Source organism: Flavihumibacter rivuli, from assembly GCF_018595685.2.
Taxonomy (GTDB): domain Bacteria; phylum Bacteroidota; class Bacteroidia; order Chitinophagales; family Chitinophagaceae; genus Flavihumibacter; species Flavihumibacter rivuli.
Genome location: NZ_CP092334.1, coordinates 3762438 through 3780331, shown reverse-complemented (window position 1 = coordinate 3780331; position 17894 = coordinate 3762438). Strand labels below are relative to the sequence as shown.

Genomic DNA, 17894 nt, shown 5'->3' with positions numbered 1-17894 from the left:
TGCCCTTTTTTTATGAATACCTTCCGGGCAGCGTCCCATCCTGTTTTTCTCATGTCATTTTTCAGTAGGTTTGTTGCACTATGTCCATTTCGGTTCAGTCTTTAGTGAAGGTCTATGACCAACAAACTGCAGTCAACAACGTTTCCTTTGAGGTACGCAAAGGCGAGATCGTAGGCTTCCTTGGCCCTAACGGCGCCGGGAAATCTACCACCATGAAGATCCTGACCGGTTATTTGCTCCCTACCGGAGGACGGACCGTTGTGTGTGGCATCAACGTGCAGGACCAGCCCCTGGAAGCCAAGGGCAAGATCGGCTACCTGCCGGAAGCCAATCCCCTCTATTTTGACATGTTTGTGCGGGAATACCTTCATTTCATGGCCGATGTGCATACCCTTCCCGACAAGGCAAAAAGGGTTGAAGAGGTGATCACCATGGTAGGACTCGGACCGGAAAGCAACAAGAAGATCGGACAGCTCTCGAAGGGATACAAGCAAAGGGTTGGGTTGGCCGCAGCACTCATCCATGACCCTGAAGTCCTGATCCTTGACGAACCCACTACAGGTCTGGACCCCAACCAGATAATTGAGATCAGGGAATTGATCCGCCAATTGGGCGCCAGCAAAACCGTACTTTTCTCTTCCCATATCCTGCAGGAAGTAGAAGCCATATGCGACAGGGTGGTCATCATCAACAAGGGAAAGCTGATCGCTGATGATTCACTGGCCAACCTGAGGCAACACAATAACCAACCCATCCTTAGGGTTCAATTTGCAGAACCCCTTGAAAGCCAATGGCTGGAGAGGAACGTCAGCAATATGGCGAACCTTACCCGGATCAGCCCGCAGGAATGGGAGATCAGCTCATCCGACCTAAATGAAACCAAGAAGCAGGTCCTGGAAATGGCCGTGGCCAATAACCTGAACATCATCTCCCTGCAAACAGGGAGCAAGGGATTGGAAGAGGTATTCCGGGAACTGACGAAGGCCTAAAGCCAGATTCCCTTATTTTTGTTTGCTTGCTATCCGCAAATACATTGTAAAACAAACCAAGCTAAATTAAACATGAGCTACATTACCGAAGTCCATGCCAGGCAAATTCTCGACAGCCGTGGCAACCCAACTGTTGAAGTGGATGTTATCACCGACGAAGGCGCATTGGGTCGCGCCGCGGTACCAAGTGGAGCCAGCACCGGTATTCACGAAGCCGTAGAATTAAGGGATGGTGACAAAAAGAAATACGTAGGCAAGGGCGTATTGAAAGCAGTAAAGAACGTAAACGATGTTATTGCAGATAAACTGCTGGGCTGGGAAGTTGCAGACCAGGCCGGCATCGACAACCTGATGATCCAGCTGGACGGCACGGCCAACAAGGGCAAACTGGGTGCGAACGCAATCCTCGCGGTGAGCATGGCCGCTGCAAAGGCAGCAGCCCAGGAAGCCAACCTTCCCCTTTACCGTTACATCGGTGGCACCAATGCCAGGACCCTGCCCATCCCCATGATGAACATCCTGAATGGTGGTGCGCACGCAGACAACAAAATTGATTTCCAGGAATTCATGATCATGCCCGTGGGAGCGCCAGACTTTAGCGAAGGGCTTCGCTGGGGCGTTGAGATCTTCCATACCCTGAAGAATGTATTGAAGAAAAAAGGCTACAGCACCAATGTGGGTGATGAAGGTGGTTTCGCTCCCAACATCCAAAGCAACGAAGAGGCGATCGAAACCGTATTGGAAGCGATCACCGCTGCAGGCTATAAAGCTGGTTCACAGATCGTTATCGCAATGGATGCCGCCAATAGCGAACTCTGGGATGCCAAGGCCAAGAAATATGTATTCCACAAAAGCGATGGCAAGAAGCTGTCCAGCGAGCAACTGGTGAAATACTGGGAAAGCTGGGTGAAGCAATACCCCATCGCTTCCATTGAAGACGGCATGGCGGAAGACGATTGGAACGGCTGGAAAATGCTGACCGAGGTCATTGGTAAAAAATGCCAGCTGGTGGGTGACGACCTGTTCGTAACCAATGTAGAGCGCCTGCAGCAAGGAATTGATAAGGGCATCGGCAATGGATTGCTGGTGAAAGTGAACCAGATCGGTACCGTAACCGAAACCATCAATGCGGTTACCCTTGCCCAGCACAACGGCTACAATACCATCATGAGCCACCGAAGCGGCGAGACCGAAGACACCACCATTGCTGACCTGGCAGTAGCCCTGAATTGCGGACAGATCAAGACCGGTAGTGCCAGCCGTACCGACCGTATGGCCAAATACAACCAGCTGATCCGTATCGAAGAGATGCTGGCAGAAAACGCCGTATATCCGAAAGGAAAGATTAAATTTGGTAAATAACCCATAAGGGAAGGGTAGTTCGGCAGCGAGCTACATTGAGGCCAGGCTACCCTTCCTTTTCTAATGAATTGACATTGAAAAAGTTGCCTTCCTTCCTCAAGAACAAATACCTGCTCACGCTGGCGGGTTTCTGTATTTGGATGGTCTTCTTTGATGACCGGGATGTGATCACCACCCATTTCCGGTACAAAAAGGAACTACGGCAACTGGAAGAAAGCAAGGAATATTACCAGGGCCAGCTGACCGCGACGCGTGCAGAACTGGATAAACTGCAAACAGATCCCGCCCTGCTGGAAAAATATGCCCGTGAAAAATACCGGATGAAAAGGGATAACGAAGACCTCTTCGTTGTGCCATCTACTGATAATCAATACCCTGAAGAATAATCTACCTGTTGTTGACCGACATTATCGCCAAACTTTCTAAATTATTTTTTGGTTAAGGCAATAATATCACCCTCACCCCGTTTTTAGTATCGGACGAACCCGACTGGACCTCGGGTATTTATAACTGGACAAAAAAAATGGTTTGCGTATGTCAATCTTTACTCAGGAAGATTTACTGCTGTATTTGTACAAAGAAACTTCCCCCGAACAAACTGCTGCTATTGAAGCAGCCCTCAAACAAGACTGGTCACTTCGTGAGAAACTGACCATCCTGCAGGAATCTATCAAGGAATTAGAACAGCCACTGCAATCGCCCAGGATGGAATCCATCCTGAATGTTTTGGCCTATGCCCGCGAAACAACCGTGGAAACGACTCATTAATGCATTGATTTGCATTAAATTCGTGGCCGGTTTTTTCCACACATGACAACCAGGGAACGTTACCAGCACGTAATAGATTATTTCCAACAGCATGCCCCCAATGCTGAAACGGAATTGTTGTACGACAATCCTTTCCAGCTTTTGGTGGCTGTTGTTTTATCTGCCCAATGCACCGATAAAAGGGTGAACCTGACCACTCCTGCCCTGTTTGAGCGCTATCCGGATCCGGAATCACTGGCCAATGCCAGCTACGATGACCTCTTCCCGCTGATCAGGAGCATTTCCTATCCCAACAACAAGACAAAACACCTGCTGGGCCTGGGGAAAAAACTGGTGGAAGAGTTCGGTGGCGAAATACCGATGACCGTAGAGGAACTGGTAAAACTCCCCGGGGTTGGCCGTAAAACTGCTAATGTCATTACCTCTGTGATCGATGCCCAACCCAATATGGCCGTTGATACCCATGTTTTCAGGGTGTCAGCCCGGCTGGGACTGACCAGGAAGGCCACTACTCCCCTGGCCGCGGAAAAGCAACTGATCTCCCACCTGCCCAAGGACCTGATCCATAAGGCCCATCATTGGCTTATCCTTCATGGCCGTTATGTCTGTACCGCCCGTAATCCCAAATGTGAAGCCTGCGGCCTGAGTGGAATCTGTAAATTTTATAGCGCATCAAGAAAAAAGAACAGGCCTTCGAAAGCACAGTAACCCGCTTGTAAATTCCCTGGTTTTCAAATATTTATCTCCCTTCCTTCCCCTTCACTGGGGAATTTTACGATTGCCTGGCCAGTTTTTACGCTAAAAAGAGGCCGTCCCGCATACAAAAAAGGTGGAAAACTCGTTTAATAGACAGTAATCCGAATTCTATCAAAATCTGGTCTATGAAAACAAAGTTCTACCTCGCAGAACTGGTATTGGCCAGCCTATTCCTGGGCTCCATACTTTTCGAGGACAAATCATCCCCCGCAACCAATGAGTTGCCGATAAGGGAAACCAAAATAATGCCCACGGAGGCGAAAGTGGCACTGGCTGCCAAAACACCCAATGGCAAGAAAGCCTTGCTGGCGAGTAATTCCACCTACCTGCAAAAGAAGGCCAACAAAAAGATCAGGATGGTGAACGAATCCTATGGCAAATCAGCCATTGCCGCCAGTAACAAGAATGCGGTAAAAGCCCCAGCTAAACTGGTGAACCTGAAACCCAGGATCAATACGGTGATGGCGGCCAAGATCGTACCCCTTCAACCGAAGAATTCCATCAACCCGGAACTGATATCAGCTGCCAGGGAAGTTCCCACCCAGGAACTGTCAGGTGAACCCGTGGCCAGGCAGGAAAAAAAGCAGCCTGCCGCCAATACCAGGACAATTGTGACAAATGTAGCCTATCCGGCCAAGGCAAATGAGACCATGAAGGTGAAGGTGAATAACGAAACAGTAACCACCCGTAACCTTACACTGGTTGATAATTCCGCCATTGACGCGGCCGAGGAAACAGAATCCAAAACGGTGAAGTACCGCGGCAAACTGAATGTGAAATACCACTTACTGAAATACATTCCACCCCAATATGATGGCTTCTCTGAAGAGATCGGAACCAACCGCTATGATGCACAGGAACTTACCCGGAAAGCCAACAAACTGGCCAATATGGCTAAGCAGAGGGGATACAATACCGAATATGCCTTCCTGATCGACATGGGAATGAAATCGAGCAAGAAGCGCTTTTTCGTGATCAACCTGAAGACCATGAGCATAGAAATGTCAGGCATGGTAGCGCATGGTAAAGGCAAGGAAAAATTCTCTATCGATAAGGACTATTCAGACCAATCCGGCAGCAGGTGTACCTCACTCGGCATCTATAAAATGGGCAGGCAATATGAAGGTGATTTCGGGATGTCCTACAAGATGCATGGCCTTGACCCCACCAACAAGAATGCGGAGAAAAGGGCCATCGTATTGCATGCCATGGGCGTAATACCCAATGAGGAAACCAACTTCCCCATCTGGCAAAGTGAAGGTTGTCCCTCCGTTTCCCCCGACTTCCTGGAATCCCTCAAGGGCGTAATGGAAAAAAACAAAAAGCCCATCCTCATGTGGATCTTTGATGACAACTACCTGCCGGATGAGGCCACCAATACTGGCGACGCAGGTCAATAAACTGAAAACCATAAGATTAGATAGATAGAATAGCAAGACCAGAGAATAGATTAAAAAAGCCTGTCAGCCCGACAGGCTTTTTTAATGGCCGGACAACTGTAAAATTTTCATAATAAATGCCGGGCGGAAAGGCCCTGATTTCCGGTATCGCTGGACAAAAGACTAATTTTGTACTATTAACTACCTAAAGGCAAGCGATGGAACCATTTTTACCCAAAGACCCGAAGATCAGGACAAGTCTATCTTTCAGGCCCCTGGTGAATGCGATCGAGAAAAAGGCTGTTTCCGGAAGCAAGGGAGCCAGTAAACTCTATGCCCGTTTATTTGCCCGTATCCGCCGCTATCCTGAACTGCTTGCCACCATTGATAATGAAGATATCCTGGCCCAACAGGCGGAATGGGTAGATATGCTCATGACCACCCTCTTCCCTGTTTCGGTTTCTGATGAAAAGGACCTGTATGCTGTCGGTGTGCCTTTCTCCTATAAAGTGGTCTATGCTTCGCAGTTGTTCAGGGAACATTTCCTGGACGAGGCGGGTAACCTGAAATACAAACCCGAATACAACCTGCCGGAACACCCGGTCAATTTTGAGCACTCCATTGCCTATAAACTGATCCTCTCTAAGTTCTATAACCAGAAGATCGATGGCAACATCTCCACCATCCATCATTTCATCAATGAGGAAACCGGGCTGATCAACTATGTAGAATTGGAGCTGGACCCAACCTTTATTGATGTTATAGCCTTAACAGAACTCCCTGAGCTGGGGGCACAAAAGATCCATTGCTGTAACATCAGTGAATTATCCAAGATAGACAAGCTGGAAGAATACTTGCCCCTGGAAAACTTCAGGTTTGAGGGTTTCACCATTGTCCGGCTCAAGGATGTAACCCACCGGGAGGTATTGAACAAGATCAAAACAACCCTGCTGGAACTAAATTCCATCCAGGACAATACAGTATTTGCCCGGTTGGAAAGGGATATCCAGGCATTGATCGGCATCAGTGACGCCAAGATGGGCATCACGCCCTTCTTCAGGGTTAATAACCAGTATGTCATCTCCGAAGAGTTCACCAAACACAGCCTTTTGCTGCACCCGGTGAACGGCATGGCCACCAGGCAGGACCTTTGCAAGGCCTTCATTGACCTGTTTAAAACCAGCGACCGTCCCATCCTTTTTTCCGAGATCAATGAATCAACCATTAAGGAATATCAATTCCTGGAAAGGATTTTGGAGCAGGGATACAGAAGCGCCGCATTTTTCCCATTGAAGGACGACGGCGAATTATTAGGAGTACTATCTGCGGTACACCATGAACCCTGCAAACTGCAGGCCCAGCACCTGGAACCGGTAACCAGTTCCCTTCCCCTATTCGTACTGGCATTAGAGAAGTCCGCCGAGATCCTGGCGAATGAAGTGGATAAGGTGGTAAAGCGGCACTTTACCGCTGTACAGTCTTCTGTTGAATGGAAGTTTACCGAGGCTGCCCTGCATTACCTGCTCAACAAAAGAATGGGAAAGAAGGCGAAGATCGAGCAGATCGTTTTCGACCAGGTGTACCCGCTATTCGGCGCTATTGATATCCGCAATTCCTCGATTGAACGCAACAATGCGACCCAAAAGGACTTGCTGGAACAACTGGAAGCTACCGGGGAGATCATCCGGCAGGCCCAGCAATTAAGTAGCCTGCCGATCCTGCAGGAAGTGGCCTATCGCATTGAAAAATACCGTTACAGCGCTTCCAACATCCTGTTCACTGGGGATGAGGTGACCATTGACGCCTTCCTGAAGGAGGAAATGGTGGAGTTGCTGGAGCACCTGAAATTGATCCTGCCGGAAATGAAGGACAGGATCGAACAGTATTTCCAGCAAATTGATGAGAAGGCCAAGCTGATGGTCCACCATCGCCATCATTTTGAGGAGAGCATTACGCTGGTCAATCAGGAGCTATCGAGGTTCATTGACCAGGAACAAGAAACCGCCCAGAAGATATACCCCCATTATTTTGAACGCTTTGTTACGGACGGCATTGAATTCAACATGTATATCGGCCAGTCCATAACACCGGGCCGGCCCTTCGACAACTTCTTCCTGAAGAACCTAAAAATGTGGCAACTGACCACCATGGCCAATGCTGCCATTTTGGTTGACCAACTTCAGGAGAAACTGCCCATTCCATTACAAACCACCCAGCTGATCCTGGCCCATAGCACCCCACTTTCCATCAGTTTCAGGAATGCGGAAAGGAAATTTGATGTGGATGGCGCCTATAATATTCGGTATGAGATCATCAAAAAACGGATTGACAAAGTACACCTTAAGAACTCCAATGAACGCCTGACCCAACCGGGAAAGATTGCTATCGTCTATTCCCAGCCCAAGGAAGCATCGGAATACCTCGATTACATTGAATTCCTCCAGAACAAGAAATTACTCAAGGACGACCTCGAGGAACTGGAACTGGAAGAACTGCAAGGGGTGGTGGGCTTAAAAGCCCTTAGGGTAGGCATCAATATGGTACCAGCTGTATCGGAAAATGAGGAAGGGTTGCCCAAAGTCACTGCCTCGGCATAACTGGGAGCCCTGCCGGCCCGATGTCAAAACTGGAAACCCGCGGATAGGAAAGGCAAGCCACCGTCATCTGAAAGCGCATAGCTGACCGTGAAAACATACCTGCCTGCAGGGGCAAACCACAAGCCTGCTCCATACCCACGGTGCCAGATACCGGATGATTCACCGGGATACCATACACGGCCGATATCATGGAATAATACCAGGCCGGTAGCCAGGGGAAGGATATAGCCCCTGAGGTCCGCCAGCCTAAGGCGAAGGTCTATATTATTGTAAAACTGGTTTTCCCCGGCAAAGCGAAACTTCCTGAAACCCCGCAGGTTGTCATGCCCTCCAAGGTATTGGGCATTGAAAAACTCATAAGTCCCGGCATTGAACCCGCCTCCTAACCTCACGGCTATGACCAGGTTCCCTTTTGCATTGAAACTGGTGTAACAGCTCAGGTCCGTACGGCCATAGGCAAAAGCATAGGCTTCCTTGTTCAAGCCTCCCAGCCATCTCATAAAGGTATTCCAATAAAGCCCCCGCGTCGGTATCACCTTATTGTTCCGGTTGTCCACCACCGCCTGAAATTGCCAACCCATATAGGTCTTGGGCCGGTACAGGGATACCTGGTCCAGGCCGCTTTCGGGACTGGTAATGAACCTTCCCCTGTTATCTGTACTATCGATCCAGTAATGCTGGAAGACAGGCCCGGTCAGCAGGGAAAATGAAGGGCTGGGATCAGCCTTTAGCAAAGCGCCGCCTTCCACGATATTAAAGCGGCTTCGGTAATAGTCAATTTTCTGGCTGCCCTTATTGGGGAACTGGGTACCATTGCCAAAGCCAAAAAAGTTCTGGGTGTTATTGGGCGCCCTGAAATTGGCCAGCAATCGTAGGTCGAGGCGGCCGATAAGGTCCACCAGGTCCAGCCGGTAGTTAAAATTATAGGCCCCGGTGGCAACAGCATAGCTGCCGCGCAATTGGTGCTGGGCACTAAAGGGTTCCTTGGCGAAAGCATGCCGGGTAGCCTTAAAGCCAAGACCAAGGAACAGGCCATCATCAGGGTTAATGGCCACGGAAACCAGTGGCGCAGTAACATTGTATTTAAAGGTGCGACGATCAAAGTCCATGGGAAACCAGGCCCCAACGCGCTTTACCCTCAGGCCTTTGTCGCCATCTACCACCGCAGAGTCCTTTTTGTTGATATAGGCAATGGCCTTGGTTGGGCCACTACCCTCCAATGCTGTTATTACCGTATCCCTGCCGCCGCCACCGATAATGCGTACCAGTGGCCCGGCAGACAAATCGCCGCTGAGATGGAAATGGTCTGCACCAGCCAGGCCGTAGAGCCTCACTTCCCTGGTGACAGAAGGGTCAAATTCCCGGTCATAAATGGCATCCTTCTTCTTTCCGGATTTACTGATCGGATAGACCCTGACCCGCAACTTGCCATCGGCGTTACGAACCAATTCAAACCATTCCCGTTTGTCGGAGCCGGCAATGCTGACTGACCTCGAGAGAAAGCGGTAATAGTCCAGCATTTCCTGTTCAAAGTATTGGCGCCTTTCCCTTAAGGTTGCAGCAATGCCCGGAGCAGCCTGGCTGCTGATCTCTTTGGGTTGGCGGAGTAAAGCCTGGTCAATAAGGCTATCTGTTATAACAGGCAGGAAGTCGGCAACAGCCTTTCTCCAATCCTTTTCGCCAACCGCATTCAGGAAGGAGCGATCAAAGAACCGGGCGTTGAAATTAAAGGTATTGATATTCCTTGCCCTGGCCCTGAAGCCCTGGAATTTGGGCTGCACCCAATCCCGGCTGAACATCCTTGGGAAAATTCCCTGGTTGGTAAAGAATACCTGGTCCCGGTCCCTGGGGATCGGAAAATAGACCTTCATTCCCTTCTCCCCCCGTACACCCCAGCGCCATTGGTCCTCATGCCGGTCAAAATCCATGAGGAACATATCCAATAAGCGGGCCTTCAATACAGCCTGCTGGTCAACCAGGTTATCATTGTCTTCTTCGATGGAAGCGATAACCTTGCTGGAACTATAGGTCTTCTTCATACCTTCCGGCTCACGGGGCTCAAAAAGGTAGAGATGACCGGCAAAATCCTTTCTGTTGGGACCAAGACGCGGGTCGTCCGGAACATAAACCAGCCGGGGCGGAAGATAGGGTATGCCTAATGCCCTGGCAAAGTCCGGAACAGAAAGGGCCGCAAACGGATAAGACGCAGAGATTCCATCCGTAACCACATCCTTTACAAAAGTGCGGCGGAACTCTTCAGGCAGGGTTTTATCGGGATACTTTTCAATGCTGCGGATAACATACTCCCGACCGGCACTATCCATCAACCGGAGGGAACGGGATTGAAAGCCCCCGCCGCGCTGGCCGGTGACCAACCCGCCTTTCTCACGACCTATATCCAAAACCGGGACCTTCACGGGTGTCGACCATTCGCTGCGGTAATTGGCACCCAGCAGGCGGGACTTGAACTTGCCCGCAGAATAATAAGGCGCAGGTACTGTTACGATCGAATCGGGAAAGAGAACAGTTTCCTGCTGAACGGTATCTTTTACATAGAGGGGCAGGTCAGCAAGACCTGCATGGTACAATGGCTCCCGGATGCCGGGACGATAAAAGGAAAGATCAACCTTCCCATTGCTCCTCACTTCGATCACGCCAAAACCAAGTCCTTCATCTACAAAAAGGGCATGCTCACCCTTCCTGACCCTGGTCTGGTGGATGCCTGCCCCGCTAACAATATAATGCTGGCCATTCTTCTCGATATGCTGAAGGCTATGTTCATGGCCTGCCAGCCGGAGACAATTAGGATGGGTGGATAATATAGTATCCATCCTTTGGACCATCTCTTTATACAAAGGATGCTTGAGGTCCTGGATGTTTCCGAAGCCACCCCTTACCAAAGGGTACAAGGAGCCAATCAATGGAAGCGGAAGATAAGCGTTAGGGGAAGCGTCGGTGAGGGGAAACAAATGTTGCTTGAACCTGTAATAGCCCCCATGGATGCCATAGGATTGAAAGGGGTGGTGGGTAACGAACAACAAGAGTTTATTACGGTAGTGATATACCAGCTCCTGCAAACGCAAGGCAACATCATCCTCCGACTGGCAATCACAATCGCTTTCGGAACCCGGACGATTTTCCTGTTGCAGCCACCATTGGCTATCCATGAAAACCACTGCAACCTGTGAAGACAATTCCACCACTTCGGGTCCGGGGCAACCCGGTGAAGGAAAGAAACGAATGGAGCTATCCCGGAGGGACCGGATGAGGTTGGCCTGGCGGTTGACTTGCTGTGCGCCATAGGAACGGCCCTTTGCCCAATCATGGTTACCCGGCACGAAGAATACCTGGGTAGCAGGAAGTTTGCTGACCAGTGCCTGCCAGATCAATATTTGCTCCTTGCTGCCGTAGGATTTATCACTCATCGGCGGAAGCCCGAGGGGATAAATATTATCACCCAGGTAGATCAGTGAAGTATTCGGTTGTTGCAAAAGTCCTGATTGCTCAAGGGCTGTAATGACAGGTTGTTCATCCTTGACCAGCGCGCCGGCATCGCCAACCAATACGATCCTTTGCACCACACTATCCTGTTGCCCAAAGGAAAGAAAAGGAGAAAGCAATAGCAGGGGAACTATTAACCAATACCATAAATTACATCGACCCTTACCATTCATAGATCAATTGTCATTTTCTGTATGGAAATACCAGGAGACTGGCCTTTGATTGCCTTCCTTCGTTGGTGATGTACATTTCGCCATCAGGGCCGAATGCGATCCCTTCAGGCTGGGGAAAGATATCAGGGTTGATGCCATATACAGCCAGTGGTTCACCTGCCGCGTTGCATCTCAATAGTACTTTACCTATTGATGCGATGATATACAGTTCATTGGTAACAGGATGGAAGGCTGCGGCAGAAGGCTGGCATTCCAGTGCATCATTCTTGGCAATTCTCCTGATCTCCTTCCATGCAATAGTGGCAATGGGTTGGCTGATGATGGCATCAGCAGTAAGATCCACCCGCCATATATTAACATAAGGCGCATTGGCACCGCAGGTCTTGCAGATCATTAAAAGTTGCCGGCTCCTGCTGTCATAACATAGACTCTCAAACTCTGTGAACTTATCGAAGTCACCCTTTATTACCTTCACCTCTTTTCCTGATCGGGAATCGATCTTGTGGATATTACCATTGCTCTTCAGCACATAATAGTGTTCCCCTACTGCTACGATATCTTCATAATCACCTTCCTTACCAAACTCCTGTTCAGTGAACTGACCGGTATTGGCATCAATAGTAAAAAGCACCCCATCCTCATCATTGATGCCCACCAACTTTCCGGGACTCGCATAGGTGATCCCTGAGATCTCACGAAGCGGCTTCTTGAGCAATACAGTCCTTAACGGCTTCTCCCCATAACCAGGAATAGCTGGCACAAAGGCCAAAGAATCCAGTCGGTTACAGGAAGTAAACGAAAGACCCAATATGCCCAGCAGGTGGAAGAATAGCATTCTTGGTTTTATAAGCATTTTATACAGGGACTTTGAAACAATCCTTTATTGTGTAAATTTAGCCGATAATACGGCAGAATGGAAGCAAATCACTCCTTAATTGCATTGGCTGAGCAGTACGTAAAGCAATTGTTCAATGACCAGGTACCATCAGCCTATCAATTCCATGACCTCCACCACACTGTAGGGGTGGTAGAGGCTGCCCGTACCATTGCATCCCATTACACTTTGACAGAGGAAGACAGGACCGCATTGATGTTGGCCGCCTGGTTCCATGATACCGGCTATAGCCGCCAATATGAAGGCCATGAACAGGCAAGCGTGGAAATCGCGAGGGCATTCCTGCATGCCAGGAATATTCCTGATCCGCTGATCGACAAGGTTAGCGCCTGCATCCTGGCCACCCAAATGCCGCAGTCGCCAAAATCAACCATCGAGGAGATCATTTGCGACGCCGACCTCTATCACCTGGGCACTACTGAATTTTCTACAGAACACAAACTATTAAGGAAGGAGTGGATACTGGTCTTTGGTAAGGATATCAGTAAAAAGGACTGGCGAAAAAACAATATTGCCTTCCTGCAAAAACACTCCTACTTCACGGAATATGCACGCACCCACCTGGAGCCGGTGAAGCAGGAACACCTGAAGCGATTGGTTGAAAAGAATGAAGCAGTAACAGCCGGGAAGTTGCCTGAATACAATCCCGAGAAAACAGCAGAGGTCATTGAGGCACTGGGAAAGAGCCCCGATAGCAATGGCCCGGACAATAAACCCAAGCAAAAGAAAGAATCGAGGACAGAAAGGGGTATCGCCACCATGTTCAGGATCATGAGTGACAATCATGTAAGCCTTAGCCAGATGGCAGATTCAAAGGCCAATATCATGATATCAGTAAACACCATTGTATTGTCCATCCTGGTTTCCGTACTGCTGGGAAAACTGCAATATTATCCCCAGTTCATCATACCCACCAGTCTCCTGGCTACCGTCTGCCTGAGTGCAGTGATCTTTGCCATTAGGGCGACAAGGCCCAATGTCAACAAAGGATATTTTACACAGGAAGATATCCGGATGAAGAAGATCAACCTTTTGTTCTTTGGAAACTTCTTCAAAATGGAATTACCGGATTATGAATGGGCCATGAAGGAGATGATGAACGACTCAGATTATCTCTATGGCAGCATGATCAAGGATATCTATTACCTGGGAAAGGTGTTGGCCAAAAAATACCACTACCTCAGGATCTCATACAATATCTTCATGTATGGACTGATCGTCTCGGTATTGGCATTTGCCATTGCAACCGTCATCGGCACCTTATAATCAGGTAAAGGGCAGGGCAGTTAATTAACCCATACCTCATCGCAAGCCAGCATCGCCTTGCGTTTTTTGTGCTGGCGCCAAATGGGCAGTTCAGGCTGGGGCAGGGCGATCACTTTTACGTACCTGGCTGGCACGCTTTCCTTTAAGGAGAACTGTACTTCCTTCCGCCTTATTGCATAGCCCTCCTGCTCGGGAAGTCCATGCTTCATTTCACCTGCCGGTTCGAAGTCCTTTCCATTGACCGAAACCCAAACCGAGATGGTTGAAGGAAGGAAGAACCAATGCCTGGGATCTTCGAGAAAACCAAGGGCAATACGATCCACTGTTTTCACTTCACCCATATCGAGGGTCGCCTGGAGTGGTTCATTATTGAAGCAAAGCCAGTTGTAACTGAAATCATCAAAACCATTATTGCCATCTACCAATATCCCGGCACTGGCAGCTGCATAATCCGGAATATGGGGACGCTCCAGTTGCACTCCTGCCCGGTAGGCAAGGTTGGGCCTGACCCCACCATTGAAAATGGAAGACCATTCCCTTTGGTAGGCTTGCAAATCCTTGCCGTCCTCATTCATCATACTCACTCCTTCTGCCCCACATCTTTTGATGAACTTATCATACCTGTCCCTGAATCCTTCCCTTACCTGCCACTCACCGCCAGTTGCCTTTTGGAAGATGCCATGCTTTTCCCGCCCATAGAAACGCGCCTGCTGGAAGGAAGCGTAATCCAGAGACAGCCTCAGTCTCAATACCCTTTCCAAATGCTGGGGCTCCTGTTCTACTGCTGCCTCTGCCTTATCAAGGATATGACTATAGTCTTCCATTCTGGCCGGGGAGAGGAACCTGCCGACCTCATTCACCGGGTTACCGTAGATATCAAGCGCGGCCTTCGTCTCAATGAGGGCATTATCCATTTGCTCGAGGTATTGCTGGATGAATAAACCAGCCTTGCCATAGTAGCCCTCCAGGAAATCATGTACGATGGAATCAACCAGGACACTGGGCTGCCATAACAGCCTCGCGATCAAATAGGCCTTTAATTCGGCCAGGTCACTATGATCGGCCCCGCTGCCCTGTGCGAAAACGCCTTTCACACCTTTCTCCTGCAGGTACTTATAATTGGGTTGCAAACAGTAAAGGTTCGGAAATGGTGAGAGGTAGTTGGTGAACTGGGTGCAGTAATCCCAGACAAAAATATTAGGTGTCTTTTCCTTCCAACCTTCCAGGTCCTTGCAGAAAGGCCGGGCAGTTGGTTCCTGGTAAAAGGGATAGGTCCTCAAAGCGTCAATGCTGCTTAGCATGATGGAAACATTCCTTGCCGGTTTGAGTTGCCGGGTGGGATGGGCGCTATACGTATAGGCCAGTGTGGAGAACTGATGCCCGGGAAAGGCAGCCGCCAGACGATTCACAAAGTTCACTAATGACCCCTGCGGGCCTCCCTCTTTTGCATCGGTTTTACTACATTGTTCACACTCGCAATAGATCGGTGAATCATTGGGACTGATAGACCAATACCTGGCATCAGGCCAGGCAGCGATTCTTTCGGCGAGTACTTTCTTAATAATCCTGAAAACAGCTTCGTTAGACAAGCAAAGTTGTGCGGGATTGCGTCCCTTACCTGTCAGGGCAAAATATTCCGGATGATCCCTGAAATAGTCTGCTGCAGGGAGAAGTTGTTCAAAACTATGGCCCCATAAGCCCCAATGGTCATCAAGGCGATGGAGGCGATGCCAATCGCGGTATTCCTCATCTGCCATGATCGGGAAATAGGCTTCCCGGTAGATAAATGCAGGTGATTCTCGTATATCCAGGCCGGCTGTTAATTCAAGCTTATCCTTGGGCATTACCAACGCAGGTCCCTGGTCATACTTCCGGCATCCGAGGTATTGTTCAATAAAATGATAGACCGCAAACACCACTCCCCTTCCTTCGCCTTCGATCAATAACCTTCCAGGCTTTGTCCTGATGCGAAAAGACTCTGGAGTTGAGAAAGTGCTGGGATTATCCAGGTATTTGGTATGGCCAATACTGATGACCATGGCCTGATGGTGCTGCTTTTTGGGGACCATTGGAATGGAAGCCCCGGTCACCTTTTGGAAATAGTCAGCAAAAACCTTAGCAGCCTTTTCTTCATATGCAGTTGGGCGCTCCGGCAACACCAACCCGAAACCAGTTTTTTTCCCTTCTGCGAGAAGGAGGTTTTGGGAGTAGGCATAACCAGCAGTCATCATTACCATGATCAGCGCGAGGAACTTTAGATACATAACCAACTTGGATACCCGGCAAATTAGAACATTTGCAAGAGGGTGAAAGTAATATCATACTGGTTATAGCTCTGCTTTTCCGCAATCCGCTGGTTGGTCCAAACCCCGGTTAGGTTTACAATTGTGTTGGTTTTGATGGTCTTCTGGATACCCATACCCGCCGAATGGGCAAGGAACCCAAGGAGATTATTGATCTGGTAGTTACGGCTCCTGTCATCGGGGCTGGTTCCCAATCCTCCAATAAAGGAGACATATTCATTAGGTTTTTTGAGGAAGAACCTGCTGGTCAGGGTATAGGCATGATACCACTCCCCTGCATCATTAATGATAAACCCACGGAAGTTGGTCCAGTTCTTTTTCCATGTCTTGCTGGCTGACCAAACACCCGACCAAACATTCTCACCGCCGGCATACAGGTACCGCGCACCCAATTCACCTTCCCAATTCTTACCCAGGTTTTTGAAGAGGGAATAACCTGCTCGCCATTGTGGCAATACATCATTGGTTGCCCATCCTGCCACCATGTAAGAATACAGGTACTGGTTGTGTTTCAGGTAACTCTCCAGCTCAAACTGCACACCTTGCTGGTTATTACGATCGGCAAAGTTTATCCTTCCCCCAATACTTCCTTTCTTATGGAAGCGCAGGTATTGTAAAGTGGTGATACTGGCCGTAGGGATATCATTATCGTAAATGCTCTGCAGGTGCATGACCCCAATTTGGTTGCGCTTGCTTTTGTACTGCAGGTAATTAACATAGGAGCGCAACTTCACATCGCCGGGATTGGATTGCAGCATTTGCCGGGCAGATTGGTAAGCTTTGGCATATTCACCCTTGGCTTCCAGTGCCTCGGTTTTCATGCTCTGGAACTTATAGGAAGCAGGCATGAGCAAAAGACCTTTCTCAATATAACCCAGTGCAGAATCGTAATGCTTCTCCTGGATCATGTTAGCAGAAAGGTATTGCAATGCGGCAGTATCCTTTGGAAAATCGGTATGCATCCTTGCCCATACCGCTGAGGCCGGCTTGATACTATCCTGCTTCATCAACCCTACACCATAACCCAACAACTGGTCATAATAGATTTGGGCGAAACGCTCATTGTCCGGATAGGACCTTGCCAAAAGGCCGGATGCATCAATAGCCTGTGCAGGCTTGCCGGATTCCAACAGGAAGGCCGACTGCTTCAACAGGAAGACAGAATCAACAGGATTGGCAGCCAGGCCCAGTTCACAATACCTGATCGCCTGGTCAAGCTGCCCGCTCGTATAGTAATGATTTACCAATGCGACCAAAGCATCCCGGTGCTGTGGATCAACTGCCAACAGTCGTTGCAAACCTCGGATCGCATTTTCGGTATTCCCCGTTCTCGCCTGCTCCCTGGACAACTGAAACAGTTGGTCGCAGTACATGGTTGTATATTTCTTATTGCCGGGAAATTGCTTGTATAAACTTTCGGACAACAAAACAGCTTCATCCAATTGCTTCATTTCCTCCAGCAAGTAAGCCTTCCTGAAGAGGAAATCCTCTTTGCCCGGCTGAACCTGCAGGGCCTGGTTAAGGTAAGCAAGTGCAGCATCATAGCGCTTCGCTTCAGATTCAAGGTTAAAGAGGCTGATGAGAGCGTCGGTATCACGTGGGTTCTTCTTAAGCAAGAGGAGGTACTCCTGCCTGCTAAGATCGGTTTCACCTGATACCCGGTAGAGCTTCCCCAGCAACTGGTGCACATCTGCATAATCGGGGCTCTGCCTTAGTGCGCGCTTGCATAATTCGATCGCCTTGGCTGTATTGCCCAAGGTATTGGCCTCATGCAGCGCCATTTTCAACAAATCATCCGAACTGGTGCGCCTGTCCTGTGCGCTGGAAGGCTGGCTCAGTAAAACCGCAGCCGGTATGGAGAGCATAACAATAAGCTTAGCTTTTTCCAGGATATTCATCACAATT

12 protein-coding genes are annotated in these 17894 nt (G+C 49.2%); 8 read left to right on the top strand and 4 right to left on the bottom strand.

Annotated features, from left to right (window positions below; genetic code table 11):
- Nucleotides 1-80: 80 nt before the first annotated feature.
- The 7 genes from gldA (at nucleotide 81) to KJS94_RS16000 (ending at nucleotide 7851) form a co-directional block, all read left to right on the top strand.
- Nucleotides 81-989: a gliding motility-associated ABC transporter ATP-binding subunit GldA gene (gene gldA / locus KJS94_RS16030; RefSeq protein ID WP_214448426.1), complete on the top strand. Its 909-nt coding sequence runs from the start codon at nucleotides 81-83 to the stop codon at nucleotides 987-989.
- A gap of 72 nt (nucleotides 990-1061) precedes the next feature.
- Nucleotides 1062-2351 carry a phosphopyruvate hydratase gene (eno, locus tag KJS94_RS16025; protein ID WP_214448427.1) on the top strand — a complete coding sequence of 430 codons (1290 nt, stop codon included), beginning with the start codon at nucleotides 1062-1064 and terminating at the stop codon, nucleotides 2349-2351.
- A 74-nt stretch (nucleotides 2352-2425) separates the two neighbouring features.
- Nucleotides 2426-2737, top strand: coding sequence for an FtsB family cell division protein (locus tag KJS94_RS16020; RefSeq protein WP_239804195.1), 312 nt, complete (start codon nucleotides 2426-2428; stop codon nucleotides 2735-2737).
- A 148-nt stretch (nucleotides 2738-2885) separates the two neighbouring features.
- Nucleotides 2886-3119, top strand: coding sequence for a hypothetical protein (locus KJS94_RS16015; protein ID WP_214448428.1), 234 nt, complete (start codon nucleotides 2886-2888; stop codon nucleotides 3117-3119).
- A gap of 42 nt (nucleotides 3120-3161) precedes the next feature.
- Nucleotides 3162-3827 carry an endonuclease III gene (gene nth / locus KJS94_RS16010; RefSeq protein WP_214448429.1) on the top strand — a complete coding sequence of 222 codons (666 nt, stop codon included), beginning with the start codon at nucleotides 3162-3164 and terminating at the stop codon, nucleotides 3825-3827.
- 173 nt (nucleotides 3828-4000) lie between these two features.
- Entirely contained in the window at nucleotides 4001-5275 is a 1275-nt protein-coding gene (locus KJS94_RS16005; protein WP_214448430.1) for a murein L,D-transpeptidase catalytic domain-containing protein, read from the top strand.
- Nucleotides 5276-5472: 197 nt separating this feature from the next.
- A complete protein-coding gene (locus KJS94_RS16000; RefSeq protein ID WP_214448431.1) occupies nucleotides 5473-7851 on the top strand; it encodes a GAF domain-containing protein in 2379 nt (792 codons plus the stop codon).
- Between the two features lie 23 nt (nucleotides 7852-7874).
- Here KJS94_RS16000 and KJS94_RS15995 read toward each other — a convergent pair whose 3' ends face one another.
- Together KJS94_RS15995 and KJS94_RS15990 are read right to left on the bottom strand one after the other, a co-directional pair.
- Nucleotides 7875-11432: a BamA/TamA family outer membrane protein gene (locus tag KJS94_RS15995; protein ID WP_214448432.1), complete on the bottom strand. Its 3558-nt coding sequence runs from the start codon at nucleotides 11430-11432 to the stop codon at nucleotides 7875-7877.
- A gap of 103 nt (nucleotides 11433-11535) precedes the next feature.
- The gene (locus KJS94_RS15990; protein ID WP_214448433.1) at nucleotides 11536-12360 is read right to left on the bottom strand and encodes an SdiA-regulated domain-containing protein; all 825 of its coding nucleotides are present in this window, start codon (nucleotides 12358-12360) and stop codon (nucleotides 11536-11538) included.
- Between the two features lie 78 nt (nucleotides 12361-12438).
- On the opposite strand from KJS94_RS15990, the gene KJS94_RS15985 reads away from it, so the two are divergent.
- Nucleotides 12439-13686 carry a Pycsar system effector family protein gene (locus KJS94_RS15985; RefSeq protein ID WP_214448434.1) on the top strand — a complete coding sequence of 416 codons (1248 nt, stop codon included), beginning with the start codon at nucleotides 12439-12441 and terminating at the stop codon, nucleotides 13684-13686.
- A gap of 20 nt (nucleotides 13687-13706) precedes the next feature.
- On the opposite strand, the gene KJS94_RS15980 is transcribed toward KJS94_RS15985, so the two are convergent.
- Nucleotides 13707-15950 carry a glycoside hydrolase family 20 protein gene (locus KJS94_RS15980; RefSeq protein ID WP_214448435.1) on the bottom strand — a complete coding sequence of 748 codons (2244 nt, stop codon included), beginning with the start codon at nucleotides 15948-15950 and terminating at the stop codon, nucleotides 13707-13709.
- Nucleotides 15951-15973: 23 nt separating this feature from the next.
- Nucleotides 15974-17887 (bottom strand): tetratricopeptide repeat protein, encoded by a 1914-nt coding sequence (locus KJS94_RS15975; protein WP_214448436.1) that lies wholly within the window; start codon nucleotides 17885-17887, stop codon nucleotides 15974-15976.
- Nucleotides 17888-17894: the final 7 nt, after the last annotated feature.